This window comes from Amycolatopsis bullii (assembly GCF_014654205.1).
GTDB lineage: Bacteria > Actinomycetota > Actinomycetes > Mycobacteriales > Pseudonocardiaceae > Amycolatopsis > Amycolatopsis plumensis.
In genome coordinates this window covers 17,164-29,646 of record NZ_BNAW01000011.1, presented here as the reverse complement: position 1 = coordinate 29,646, position 12,483 = coordinate 17,164, and the positions used below count along the sequence as shown (strand labels likewise).

Sequence of the window (12,483 nt, the reverse complement as noted above, 5' to 3'; positions counted from 1 at the left end):
AACGCCCGGCGTGGCAGCGAGAGGAACGACAATGCCCGGGTTCAACGACGTCGCCTGGTTCGAAATCGGTACCGACGATCCGGCGGCCGCCGAACGGTTCTACGGCGACGTCTTCGGCTGGAAGGTCGCGCAGGACGACACGGCGAGCACCGACGCCGCCTACCGCGTCATCGACACCGGCGGCTCACGCGGCGGCCTGTTCACCGGCCGGGAGAACTACGCGGTCTTCACCGTGCTGGTCGAGGACGTCGACGCCACCTGCCGCCAGGTCGAGAAAGCCGGCGGGCGGGTGCGACGGCCACCGAGCGTCAACCCGGTCGGCGTGACGTTCGCGCACCTGCTCGACCCGGCGGGCAACCACTTCTCCGTGTTCACCCCGCCAAAGTGAGCTGGTGGACGTCGCCGTGCGGGATGTCGAGGTCCTCGGGCCGCAACTGGCGACGGGGCGGGATCTCGGCGGTCGCGGTGAAGGAGACGATGCGGTCGGTGCGGAACGCCCGGATCTCCTGCCGCAGCCGGCACCAGGCGATGAGGTACCAGTGCTCGGGCTTGCCGACGTAGCCGAGCGGCTCGATCTCCCGCCGGGTGACGGTGCCTTCGCGGTCGGTGTACCGCAGCCGCAGGACGCGGCGGATGTGGAGCACGTGCGGCATCGGCGGGATGGGACCGTCGCCGAGCAGGAGGACACAGGCGGCGAGGTTCTTCGCCGCAGCCGAGTCCTCCTGCCGCATCGCGGCGACCAGCTTGCGCAATGCCGAGCGGCCTTCGGCGCGGAAGGGAGTGCCCTCCAGGTGTCTCAGCGCGAGCGCCATGGCCACCGCCTCGCCGGGTGTCAGGTTGACCGGTGGCATCGTGTGCGCCTTGTCGAGGCAGTAGCCGCCGGTGCGGCCGGGCTCGGCGTAGATCGGCGTGCCGGACTGCTGCAGGGCGCTGATGTCCCGTTCGACGGTGCGCACGCTGACCTCGAATCGGTTCGCGAGCCAGCGCGCGCTGCGTGGCCGCGGCGCGACGGCGCGAAGTTCTTCGACGATGCCGTAGAGACGATCGGTCCGGTTCACGCGGATCACTGTAAGGAGGAGGTATGACAGTTTCGGTCACTTGGCGAGGTGGTCGTGGAACACCGCGGAGCCCGGTCGTGCCTTCCTGGTACGGGTTGGCGGTGGTACGGGCTCCTCGGGCGAGATGGCCGCAACGATGACGATCACCCCGGCCAGGAGCACGATCGCGGCCGCCGCCGACGCGGGGCGGCCAGCCCGTCTCGGCCGCCGGGCACCGGGCACCGGGCCTAGGCTGACAGCGCGAGCAAAGCGGCCGCGACGGCGGCTTCGACACCGGCACCGAGAACGTCGCCGGTAATGCCGCCGAGCCGTTTGGTGCACCGCCACAGGAGCGCGCCGGCGACGGCGTAGGCCAGGCCGACCGCGACCGGCCCGCGCCACCACGGCAGCCCGGGCAGCAGCACGGCGAGCCCCGCCGCGGCGACGCCGACGGCAATCGCGGCGACTCGGGGCACCGAGCCCGCAACGGTGGCACCGAGCCCCTCCGGGCGCGCCATCGGAACGCCCCGCGCGCACGCCATGGACAGCGTGCACCGGCCGACGAGCACGCCCGCGGCCGCCGTGACGGGATGGGCGGCCGTTAGGGCACCGACCTGAACGAGGAGGACCAGGACGAGAGTGGCCACCCCGGTGGGCCCGGAGTCCCCGCGGCGCATGACGTCGAGGGCCTTGGCGCGGTCGTAGGACGCACCTAGGCCGTCGGCGGTGTCGGCGAGCCCGTCGAGGTGCAGCCCCCGGCTGCCGAGCGCGACGGCACCGAGGGCGAGCGCGGCGGTGGCCGGCGACGGCAACCCGACGGCCGAACCGGCCCAGACGATCACCCCGGCGGCAGCGGCCAGCGGAAGCGCGGCGAGAGGAGCGAGCAGCATGGCCCGCCCGGCCACACCCCGGTCGATGACCCGCGGAGCGGGCACCGGCACGGTGGTCAGCGTCCCGACGGCCATCCGCACGGCATCGCCCCACCGGCTCATGCCAGGTCGGCCAGCAGTCCCATGTCGGCCAGGATCGCGCGGGCCGCTCGCAGCGTCGGGACCGCCTGGACCGCTCCGCTGCCTTCGCCGAGCCGCAGGCCGAAGTCCAGGATCGGCTCCAGTCCCAGTGCTTTCAACGCGAACGCCTGCGAAGGTTCCGTCGAGCGGTGCCCGGCCAGCCACCACTGCTCCGCGCCCGGCGCGATGTCCCGGGCCACCAGCGCCGCCGCGCCGGAGAACACCCCGTCCAGCAGCACCGGGATGCCCAGCACCGCCGCCTGGACCAGGAAGCCCGCCGTCGCCGCGAGGCAGGCGCTGCCCAGTGCGGTCAGCCTCTCGAACGGGTCGTCCGTCCGGCCCGCCGCCCGGGTCAACGCCGCCGCGATCGCCGCCGTCTTGCGCTCCAGTCCGGCCGCGTCGACCCCGGTGCCCGTGCCGACCACCTCCGCGGCCGGCAGCCCGAGGGAAGCCGCCACCACCGCCGCGCACATCGCCGTGTTGCCGATGCCCATGTCGCCCGGGATCAGCACGTCCGCCTCGCGCTCCTCCAGGGCGATCGCCCGGCCCGCTTCGAACGCCGCCTGCGCCTCGCCCGGCAGCAACGCGTCCTCGACGTCGATCGAGCCGGAACCGCGGCGGATCTTGTGCGCCGTCACCGAGGCGGGCACGTCTTCGCCGTCCCAGTCGACGGCGATGTCGGCCACCCGCACCTTGGCCCCGACCTGGGCGGCCAGCACGTTCACGCCGCTTTTGCCGGCCAGGAACACCCGCACCATCGCCCCGGTCACCTCGCGCGGGTACGCCGAGAGCGCCGACACGCCGTGGTCGCCCGCGAAGACCACCACGCGGACGTCGTCCAGCGGGCGCGGCGGCACGGTGCCGTGCGCCGCGGACAGCCAGGCCGCGATCTCCTCCAGCCTGCCCAGCGCGCCGAGCGGCTTGACCAGGCCGTCGAGCCGCTCCAGCGCGGCGGTGCGGGCGGCGGGGTCGGGCACGGGTACGTCGAACACGGGCGCCTCCTGCTACAGGTCGAGCGCCCGGCCCGCGACGACCAGCACGACCCGGTCGGCGTCGGCGGACACCCGGTTGTTGAGTGCGCCCAGCACATCACGGAACAGCCGTCCGGACGACGTTGCGGGCACCACACCGCTGCCGACCTCGTTGCTCACCGCGACCACCGGGACCCGCGCCGCGGCCCAGGCGGCGAGGAAGTCCTCGAGCCGGTCGTCGAGGCGGTGCTCCCAGCCCGGCTTCTGCCGCCACGCGCCGACGTCGTCCAGTACGCGGGACAGCCAGGTGCCGAGGCAGTCGATCAGCAGCGGCTCGGTGGCCGTGCGCAGGATGCCGGCCAGGTCGGTGGTCTCGACGGTCTTCCAGTTCGCCGGCCGCCGCGCCTGGTGCGCGGCCACCCGCGCGGCCCACTCGGGGTCGTCCTCGCCCGCGGGCAGGCCGGGCGCGACGTAGACGAGGTGCGGGTGGTGGGCCACGAGCCGTTCGGCGTGCCGTGACTTCCCCGAGCGGACGCCGCCGAGGACCAGCACCTTGCTTTCGTCGCGCCCGTACCGGCGGAGGGCACGAGCCAGGGATTCGAGATACCCGGCGAGCCGGTGGGTCAGCCCCGCCGACGTACGTTTCTTCGCGGAGGCGGCGTTGGGCACAGTCATACCCGGCATTCTGGTGCACGCGCTACCGTGCGCCACGTGCCACTCCGTCTAGGGACAACTGCGGCCGGACTCGTGACCGGATACGCAACCGACGCTCTGTTCGGTGACCCCCGAACGGGCCATCCGGTCGCCTTGTTCGGTACCGCCGCGGCTCGTCTGGAACACCGTCTGTGGGTTGATTCGAAGCCGCGCGGAGCCGCGCACGCAGCGCTGTGCACATCCGCGGCCGTCGGCCTCGGTGTCGCGCTTCAGACGGCGACGCGGCGACGTCCCTTCGCGCGCTTCTTGCTCACTGCCGCGTCCACGTGGGTTGTGCTCGGCGGACGCGGCCTCGCCGCCGAAGGGACCGAAATGGCCCGCCTGCTCGAAGCGGGCGAAGTGCCCGAAGCGCGTAAAAGGCTCTCGCACCTCTGCGCGCGCGACGCGACAACCCTCGACTCCGCCGAACTGACCCGCGCGGCCACCGAGTCGATCGCCGAGAACACTTCGGACGCCGTGGTCGCGCCCCTGTTCTGGGGCGCGGTCGCCGGGATGCCGGGCCTCCTCGGCTACCGCGCGCTCAACACGCTCGACGCCATGGTCGGCTACCGCTCACCGCGTTACCGCAACTTCGGCTGGGCCGCGGCGCGCGCCGACGACGTGGTCAACCTGGTGCCCTCGCGAATCGGGGCGGCGCTCACGGCGCTGTGCGCGGGCGGCCGGGCGCGGGAGTCCTGGCGGGTGTGGCGCCGCGACGGCGGCCGGCACCCGAGCCCCAACGCGGGCCAGGTGGAAGCGGCCTTCGCGGGAGCGCTGGACATCCGCCTCGGCGGCACGAACAGCTACGGCGGCGAGCTGGAGAGCCGGGCTCGCCTCGGCGAAGGCCGGGAACCGGAGCCGGCGGACCTGAGGCGCGCGGTGCGCCTCTCCCGGCTGGTGGGCGCGGCCGCGGTCGCCCTCGCCGCCGCCATCGCCCTCTGGGACAGTGGTCGTCAAAGTCGTGTCGTTGCCGGCAGGCAGGGCTTCCGGTGGTGATCATGTGGTTGTCGAAGCCCATGAACTGTGAGGGAGCCGTGCCTGCTGACCTGCGTGGCTACCTCACTGTGGTGCCTGATCCGCGGAAGCGCGGAGTCCGGCACTCGTTCGATGGCGACGACCTCGACGCTGCGATCAGCGCCTGGAGCACCAGCAGCAGCGCCGCAGATTCCGCACCAGCGATCGCCGTGGACGGCAAGTCCCTGCGCCGTACCTACACCCCCACCACTCCCCGGGGGGCGGCCCCTGTCCAGTCTATCGGCCCCCGGCGGGGCGGAACCGCCGTTCGGCGATCTGTGGACAACTCCGCCGGTACCGGCCTGGCTGTGGACAACCGGCGATGAGCGGGTTGCTCGTCGCCGGGACGACGTCCGATGCCGGGAAGAGCCTGGTCACCGCCGGGATCTGCCGGTGGCTTGCGCGCCGGGGGGTGCGGGTGGCGCCGTTCAAGGCGCAGAACATGTCGAACAACTCCATGGTCTGCGCCGACGGGGCCGAGATCGGCCGCGCCCAGTGGGTGCAGGCGCGCGCCGCCGGGGTGGAACCCGAAGCCGCGATGAATCCGGTGCTGCTCAAGCCGGGCAGTGATCGGCGCAGCCACGTCGTCGCGCTCGGGAAGCCGTTCGGCACGCTCGAAGCGGGGGAGTACGCCACCGGCCGGGCCGGGCTGGCCGAGATCGCCTTCGGGGCCTTCGAGGACCTCAGCGCGCGCTACGACGTCGTCGTCTGCGAAGGCGCCGGGAGCCCGGCGGAGATCAACCTGCGCGGCGGCGACTACGTCAACATGGGGCTCGCGCGGCGGTTCGGGCTGCCGGTGCTGGTCGTCGGCGACATCGACCGCGGCGGCGTGCTCGCAGCGATGTTCGGCACCCTCGCGCTGCTCTCCGCCGAGGACCAGGCCCTGGTCGCCGGCTGGGTGGTCAACAAGTTCCGCGGCGACGTCGGATTGCTGCGGCCGGGCCTCGACAGCCTCGAGAAGGTCACCGGCCGGCCGGTGCTGGGCGTGCTGCCGTGGCTGGACCGGGTGTGGATCGACTCGGAGGACGCCCTCGCCGTGGCGGGCTGGCGCCGCGAAACGCGCGGCGGTGGCCTCGGTGTGGCGGTCGTCCGGTTCCCGCGCGCGTCCAACGCCACCGATGTCGACGCGCTGGCCGCGGAACCCGGGGTCACGGTGACGCTCACCGCCGACCCCGACGTCGTGGCGGCGGCGGATGTCGTGGTGCTGCCCGGGTCGCGCGCCACCGTTTCCGACCTGGCCTGGCTGCGGGACCGCGGTCTCGACACGGCGGTGACGGCCCGCGCCGCCGCAGGGCGCCCGGTCCTCGGCATCTGCGGCGGCTACCAGGTGCTCACCGAGTCCATTGTGGACGAGGTCGAGTCCGGGGCGGGCGAGGTTGCGGGCCTCGGCCTGCTGCCCGGCCGGGTGACGTTCGCCGCGGAGAAGGTGCTCGCCAGGCCGACGGGAACCTGGCGAGGGCATCCGGTGCACGCCTACGAGATCCACCACGGCTCGGTGACCACCACGAGCCCAGGCGAGTCCTTTCTGGACGGTCAGCGCGCCGGAGCGGTCTGGGGCACGATGTGGCACGGCGCGTTCGAGAACGACGCCTTCCGCCGCGCGTGGCTCACCGAAGCGGCGGCGCAGGCGGGGGCCGGGTGGGCGCCGGCGCCGGACGCACCGGGCTTCGGCGAGCTGCGCGAGGAAATGCTGGACAAGCTGGCGGACGCGGTCGACGAGCACCTGGACACGGCAGCGCTGCGGACGCTCCTGGAGCACGGCGCCCCACCGGACCTGCCGTTCGTCCCGCCCGGCGCGCCTTAGCGGGCCGGGCGGGGCGCCCGGCCCGCCTCGGCGAGGCGGGAGGAAGGGCTGTTGCTTCGCTTCTCGACGGGGTCAGGAGCGCCGCTGTCACTCGGATCACACCGCGACCGCGGCGATGTCGCCGATGGCCCGCCGCGGCCGCGTCCGCCGGTCCGGTGGAGCTGGACCAGCGCGGTGATGCCGAAGCCCACCCCCAGCATCGCCGTGACCCCGAAGAACTCAGGCGGCGACCGTGGCCCGCCGGTTCAGCGCCTTCTCCGCGAACGCGCCGAACGCCAGGCCCAGCGCCAGCCACAACGTCACCTGGGTGCCGACCGACGCCGTGCGGAAGCTCCACAGCGTCGAGGCCGGGAACGTCGCCGGGACCTCGTCGACCGCCGGCATCAGCCACGCCACGACGCCGATCACCACCAGGTAGCCCGCCGCCGCGAGGAGGAAGCCGTTCCACGCTCCGACGCGGTCCGCGAGCTTGCGGCCGAACACCGTGGCGAAGATGCCCACCAGCAGGGAGACCGCGACGAAGCCGAAGTACAGCTCGGTCCGGGAGCCGATCGTGCCCGGCTGGCCCACCGCGGGCGGGTTGGCCGGGTACTTCAGGAACGGCACCAGGAACACCACGGCGAACGCGCCCGCCGTGAGCAGCAGCGCCGTCACGCGCGGGCGCAGCGCGCCGAGCCGTCCCTGGGCGAACGCGAAGGCCAGCGACAGCAGCCCGCCGATCGCGACGCCGTACACCAGCACGCCGGTCAGCAGGCCGAGGGTGCTCTGGATGTCCCGAGGGACCAGCTCTTCCTCTTCCGCAGCAGGAGCAGGGGCCGATGCGTCGTGGGAGTGGGAGTGCGCGTGGCCGTCGCCGGACTCGAGCCCGATGGCGGCGTTCACCGACGGCTCACCGAAGGCGTAGGCGAACCCGAACGCGAGCACACCGGCGATCAGGCCCGCGAGCATGCCGCGGACCAGCAAGGTCTTCATCATGGGAGCGCGTGCCGCCGATCAGTGGCAGGGGAAGGCCAGCAGGTGCCGGCCGTCGTGCACGAACTCGTGGACGTAGTTGTTCGCGAAGACCGCGAACGCGCCTTGTTCGGCGCTGACGAAGTAGAGCGCGATCAGCGCGAGGAGCGCCACGAACACCGCCCACGGCACGATCTCACGGATCGGGATGCGGATCGGGAGCGGAACGGCGGGAGCTGCCGTCTGGGTCATGGTGGCCTCCTCGGGCTTTCGCGGCCTCATCGGGGTCGGTCACGAGGATCCGGGTCTGGCTTCCCCCTGGCGGGGGTCACAGTGGCGCGACCGCGCGGACTTGCACCGCGTTCCGGAATCTCCTCGTCTGGCCGGTTGAGCGTAGGTCCCCCTTTCGGGGCCCGTCAATGTGACAATGCCGCGGTGACTCGAATGGTGGCCGCCCTCGATGTGGGCGGGACGACGATCAAGGCCGCGTTGCTCGACGAGCAGCTGCAGCCCAAGGCGGCACTGCGCGCGGAGACGGCCCGCAGCGCGGACGGGACGGCGCTCGCCGCGCAGACCGTGGAGATCGTGGCCGCGCTGGCCGAGCAGGCGGGCACCGGGCAGCCGGCGGCGGTCGGGGTGGTGGTGCCGGGGATCGTCGACGAGGAAACCCGCGTCTGCCACTTCTCGGCCAACCTCGACTGGCGCGAAGTCCACTTCGGCGAACTCCTGGAAGAGCGGCTCGGGCTGCCGGTGGCCTTCGGGCACGACGTCACCGCCGGCGGCATCGCCGAGTTCCGGGTGGGGGCCGGGCGGGGCGCGACGAACGCGGCGTTCATCCCCGTCGGCACCGGGATCGCCGCCGCGCTGCTGCTCGACGGCCGGATCCACCGCGCGCACGGGCAGGCCGGCGAGGTCGGGCACATCGACGTCGGCCACGCCGGCAAGTGCGGCTGCGGCGCGACCGGCTGCCTGGAGGCCATCTCGTCGGCGGCCGCGATCGCTCGCCGCTACACCGAGCGCACCGGGCGCCCGGCCGACGGCGCGCGCGAAGTCGTCGAGCTGGCCCGCCGCGGTGACGAAGTCGCGGTCGCCGTCGTCCAGGACGCGCTCGACGGGCTCGGCCACGGGATCCGGACGCTGCTGACGCTGCTCGGCCCGGAGGTGATCGTGCTGGGTGGCGGCCTGTTCACCGCGGCCGACTACGTGCTGGAGCCGGTGCGCGAGTGGCTGGCCGCGCACCTGACCTTCCAGAAGATGCCGGAGCTGCGGATCGCCGAGCTGGGCGACGAGGCCGGGCGGCTCGGCGCCGGGTTGCTGGCCCTCGACCTGCTCCGAGCCTGAAACCGGCGAAGGCCACCACCCCCTGGTGGCCTTCGCCGGTGGTCAGAGGGCGCGCAGGAAGGCCAGCGACGGCATGAAGAAGTACTCGCCGCCGCGCAGCGTCACCGCCTGTGGCGCCGGGCCGGCCGTCCGCTGCGCCGAGCCGCCCCAGTCCACGGTGTACTCCGACGCGCCGCGCTCGCCCTGGCCGATCACCGGGTCCAGCCCCGGTGTGACGCCGTCGACGATCGGGAAGCCCGGGTTGTCCGCCCAGATCGCCTGCGTGAACTCGAACTGGTTGCCCAGTACCGAGTTGAAGGCCATGAACAGCAGCCCGACCCCGCCGCTCGGCCGCGCCGCGGGCGGCACGTCGGCGTTCGGGTCGTCCGGGCGCTCCCCGTAGGTGACGCCCCGGCGGGCCATCAGGTGGAGCCGCTCGGCGGCCGGGTCTTCGGCGCCGCCGGAACCGCGCGGGTTCGTCTTGCGGATGTGCGCCTGGAACGGGCACTTCAGCGCGGCGCGGTCGCTGTCGTAGGTGAAGTTGTTCGACACCGGGCTTTCCGCGCCGTCTTCCCGCTGGGTGGTCAGCGGCGTGCCGTCTTCGAACCGGCCGATGATCATCGCCCCGGCGCGTTCGCGGTCCTCGCCGGTGAGGCCGAGCGTGTCGGCCAGATCCGCTTCGGCCTGCTTGAACCGCCGGACGTTCTGCTCCAGTTTGCGGAAAACGAAATAGCTGCCGAAATGCACGCCCGGATCCGGGGCCGCGGTGTCGGGAACCAGCACCTGCGCCAGCGGTGCCGCCGGATTCCACACGTTGATGCCGTCGGTGTTGTTCTTCTCCGCATCGACGTCTTCGGTGAGGAACAGCGGCTGGCTGCGGCCGTCGACGTACCCGAAGTGCTCGATGCCCTCGCCGCGCGCGTTGACCCGGCCGAGGCCGGTTTCCTCCGCGAGCACGGTGGCCGAATCCGGCAGCAGGTCGAGGATTTCGTTGCGGCGGGCCGTCATCGCTTTGTCCGTGGCGTCCCCGACCAGTACGACGGCGTGGATTTCCGCGCGGTAGCCCGGATCGAACGTCGACCGCGGCGGGTCGTTCAGCCGGCGCCGCGTGTCCGGCGCGGCCATTCCACGCAGGAACGCCTCGTCCTGCGGGAAGTTCTCGACGCCGAGAACGCGGTAGCCGGCCGCGGTGAGCCCGACGCCGACGTACGGCGTGCTGCTCCCGGTGCCGGCCTTGAACGCACTCACTTCGTCGAGGTGTGCCTTGGCGGACTTCATCTTCCCGGTGACCGAGACGAGAAAGGCGCGCGCCTCCGCCGCGTCGCCGAAGGCGAGGAACAAAGCGGACAAATGGTCGCGGACGTGGGCTTTGAGGATGTTCGGCTGCAGTTCGCCGAGCATCGTCGCGGCATCGCCGGACGCCGTGGTCCAGGACAGCGTGGTGGACAGATCGACACTCATTCGGGTCCCCTCCCGTGTGAAAAAAAGCCCGCCTCTCGGCGGGCACCCGGCCGGCCGGACTCCCCCCTCGGCCGACCGGGTCCCCTGAATACAGGGTGCAGTGCCGGAGGCGGCCGATGCCACCCGATTTCCGCTTTCACACGAAAGATTAAGTTGAGCGCGAAACAGTTTCTGTTCGGAAATAATCCGCGTCAGGCACCGGTGTCCGCGGAGAATGGGCGCGGGAACGCGCGCCGGTAGTCGCCCGGTGACACACCGATCTGCTTGAGGAAGTGGTGACGCAGGTTGTTCGCGGTACCGAGGCCGCTCAGCGCCGCGACCTTCTCCATCGAAAGCGCGGTCGACTCCAGGAGCGTCTGGGCCCGGGCCAGGCGCTGGTTGAGCAGCCACTGCAGCGGGGTCGTCCCGGTGGCGCGCCGCAGCAACCGGTAGAAGGTGCGCGGGCTGACCGCGGCCCGGCGGGCCAGCTCGTCGATGGTCAGCGGGCGGTCGAGGTGCGCGCGGGCCCAGTCCAGCACCGGGGCCAGGCCCTGTTCGTCGGTGGCGGGGACGGAGAGGTCGACGAACTGCGCCTGGCCGCCGGGCCGGTGCGCGGGCACGACCAGCCGGCGCGCCAGCTGGTTGGCGACGTGCGCGCCGAGGTCCCGGCGGACGAGGTGCAGGCACAGGTCGAGCCCGGCGGTCATCCCCGCGCTGGTCAGCACGTCGCCGTCGTCGACGTAGAGGACCGAGTCGTCGACCAGCACCTCGGGGTGGCGCTCGGCGAGCTGGGCGGTGTGCATCCAGTGGGCGGTGGCGCGGCGGCCGTCGAGCAGCCCGGCCGCGGCGAGCGCGAAGGCGCCGGTGCACAGCGACACCACCCGTGCGCCGTTGTCGTAGGCGTTGCGCAGGGCCGAGACCAGGTCCTCGGGCACCGGCACGCCATCCTCCACGCAGGCGTCGGGGACCGAGGGCACGATGACCGTCTCGGCGCCTTCGAGGCCTTCGAGCCCGTACGGCGTCCGCAGGGACAGGCCGGGTGCGTCCGCCGCCGGGGAGCCGACACCGCAGATCCGCAGGTCGTACCAGGGATCGGCCAGGTCGGGCTGGGGCACCCCGAACACGGTGGCCGCAATGCTCACCTCGTACAGGTCCCAGGACCGCAGGCCCATCTCCGCGGGCACGACCAGGGCGACGACTCCCACGCTCATGCTTCCGATCGTATGGCAGGAATTTGGTGGTCGTGGTCAGTGGTGCCACTGGTTGCTGTGCGCCCGCGCTGCGAATCTGGCGTCGGATGATCACCGAACTTCTTGGGGAGCAGTGAAATGACGCAATCTGTGACCGTGCTCGGCCTCGGGTCGATGGGCTCGGCGCTGGCCGGGGCCCTGCTGGATCGCGGTCACGCGGTGACGGTGTGGAACCGCACGGCGGAGAAGGCGGCACCGTTGGTCGAGCGGGGCGCCCGGCTCGCGGCGACGCCCGCGGAGGCGATCGCGGCGAGCCCGCTCGTCGTCGCCTGCGTGCTCGACTACGCCGTACTGCGGGCGGTGACCGGATCGGATCCGTTGTCCGGCAAGGACTTCGTCAACCTGACGTCCGGATCGCCGGAGCAGGCGGAGGAAGCCGCGGGGTGGTTCGGCGCGCGGGGCGCCGGCTACCTCGACGGCGCGATCATGACCACGCCGGAGGGTGTGGGCTCGGCGGAGGTGATGGTCCTGTACAGCGGGCCGCGGCCGGTGTTCGACGCGCACGAACCGGTGCTGGCGGCCCTGGGCGACCCGGTGTACCTCGGGGCGGACCCGGGCCGGGCGTCCCTGTACGACGCGGCCCTGCTGGGCCTGATGTGGTCGGCGATGGCCGGCTGGCTCCACGGCACGGCGCTGGTGGGAGCGGAGAAGACGACCGCGGCCGAGTTCACGCCGGTGGCGATCCGGTGGCTGGGCACGGTGAACCGGTTCCTGACGCGGTATGCGAGCCAGGTGGACGAGGGCCGCTATCCCGGTGACGACGCCACGGTCGACGTGCAGGTCGCGGCCATCGGCCACCTGATTCACGCGGCCGGGGCGCGCGGGGTGGACAACGCGTTGCCGGAGTTGCTGAAGTCCATGATGGAGCGGGCGAGCGAGGCCGGGCACGGGGCGGACAGCTTCGCGAGCCTGGTCGAGCTGTTCGCGGGCCGGGTGGCGGCGAGGTAGGGGAGGGCGCGGCGCGCGGGTGGGGCTTGCGGCCGGGTTTGGGGT

At 72.8% G+C, this 12,483-nt stretch carries 13 protein-coding genes; 5 read left to right on the top strand and 8 right to left on the bottom strand.

The genetic code is table 11. The annotated features are described in order from the left end of the window. Window positions 1-31: 31 nt before the first annotated feature. On the top strand, window positions 32-388 hold the full coding sequence (locus tag IE317_RS15555) for a VOC family protein (protein WP_191310593.1): 357 nt from the start codon (window positions 32-34) through the stop codon (window positions 386-388). On the opposite strand, the gene IE317_RS15550 is transcribed toward IE317_RS15555, so the two are convergent. From IE317_RS15550 to IE317_RS15535, 4 genes are all read right to left on the bottom strand, one after another. Then, complete coding sequence (locus IE317_RS15550) at window positions 372-1,058, bottom strand: helix-turn-helix transcriptional regulator (protein ID WP_229902721.1); 687 nt, start codon at window positions 1,056-1,058, stop codon at window positions 372-374. The two genes, IE317_RS15555 and IE317_RS15550, sit on opposite strands and share 17 nt — an antisense overlap. 227 nt (window positions 1,059-1,285) lie before the next feature. Then, entirely contained in the window at window positions 1,286-2,029 is a 744-nt protein-coding gene (locus IE317_RS15545) for an adenosylcobinamide-GDP ribazoletransferase (RefSeq protein WP_229902720.1), read from the bottom strand. Further along, window positions 2,026-3,039 (bottom strand): nicotinate-nucleotide--dimethylbenzimidazole phosphoribosyltransferase, encoded by a 1,014-nt coding sequence (cobT, locus tag IE317_RS15540; RefSeq protein ID WP_191310589.1) that lies wholly within the window; start codon window positions 3,037-3,039, stop codon window positions 2,026-2,028. Before cobT ends, IE317_RS15545 begins: the two co-directional genes overlap by 4 nt. A gap of 12 nt (window positions 3,040-3,051) precedes the next feature. Then, window positions 3,052-3,693, bottom strand: coding sequence for a bifunctional adenosylcobinamide kinase/adenosylcobinamide-phosphate guanylyltransferase (locus IE317_RS15535; protein ID WP_191310587.1), 642 nt, complete (start codon window positions 3,691-3,693; stop codon window positions 3,052-3,054). 36 nt (window positions 3,694-3,729) lie between these two features. On the opposite strand from IE317_RS15535, the gene IE317_RS15530 reads away from it, so the two are divergent. Continuing rightward, window positions 3,730-4,707 carry a cobalamin biosynthesis protein gene (locus tag IE317_RS15530; RefSeq protein WP_191310585.1) on the top strand — a complete coding sequence of 326 codons (978 nt, stop codon included), beginning with the start codon at window positions 3,730-3,732 and terminating at the stop codon, window positions 4,705-4,707. Window positions 4,708-5,047: 340 nt separating this feature from the next. Continuing rightward, window positions 5,048-6,529 carry a cobyric acid synthase gene (locus IE317_RS15525; RefSeq protein ID WP_191310583.1) on the top strand — a complete coding sequence of 494 codons (1,482 nt, stop codon included), beginning with the start codon at window positions 5,048-5,050 and terminating at the stop codon, window positions 6,527-6,529. 219 nt (window positions 6,530-6,748) lie between these two features. Here IE317_RS15525 and IE317_RS15520 read toward each other — a convergent pair whose 3' ends face one another. Further along, on the bottom strand, window positions 6,749-7,504 hold the full coding sequence (locus tag IE317_RS15520) for a CbtA family protein (RefSeq protein WP_191310580.1): 756 nt from the start codon (window positions 7,502-7,504) through the stop codon (window positions 6,749-6,751). 18 nt (window positions 7,505-7,522) lie between these two features. Beyond that, window positions 7,523-7,732 carry a CbtB domain-containing protein gene (locus IE317_RS15515; RefSeq protein ID WP_191310578.1) on the bottom strand — a complete coding sequence of 70 codons (210 nt, stop codon included), beginning with the start codon at window positions 7,730-7,732 and terminating at the stop codon, window positions 7,523-7,525. Window positions 7,733-7,924: 192 nt separating this feature from the next. On the opposite strand from IE317_RS15515, the gene IE317_RS15510 reads away from it, so the two are divergent. Beyond that, window positions 7,925-8,821 carry an ROK family protein gene (locus IE317_RS15510; RefSeq protein WP_191310835.1) on the top strand — a complete coding sequence of 299 codons (897 nt, stop codon included), beginning with the start codon at window positions 7,925-7,927 and terminating at the stop codon, window positions 8,819-8,821. Window positions 8,822-8,863: 42 nt separating this feature from the next. Here IE317_RS15510 and IE317_RS15505 read toward each other — a convergent pair whose 3' ends face one another. Both IE317_RS15505 and IE317_RS15500 read right to left on the bottom strand, forming a co-directional pair. Beyond that, entirely contained in the window at window positions 8,864-10,261 is a 1,398-nt protein-coding gene (locus IE317_RS15505) for a Dyp-type peroxidase (protein WP_191310576.1), read from the bottom strand. Window positions 10,262-10,452: 191 nt separating this feature from the next. Continuing rightward, window positions 10,453-11,412 (bottom strand): helix-turn-helix domain-containing protein, encoded by a 960-nt coding sequence (locus IE317_RS15500; protein ID WP_415306470.1) that lies wholly within the window; start codon window positions 11,410-11,412, stop codon window positions 10,453-10,455. Between the two features lie 156 nt (window positions 11,413-11,568). Between IE317_RS15500 and IE317_RS15495 the strand changes: the two genes are divergently transcribed. Beyond that, window positions 11,569-12,438: an NAD(P)-dependent oxidoreductase gene (locus IE317_RS15495; RefSeq protein WP_191310572.1), complete on the top strand. Its 870-nt coding sequence runs from the start codon at window positions 11,569-11,571 to the stop codon at window positions 12,436-12,438. Window positions 12,439-12,483: the final 45 nt, after the last annotated feature.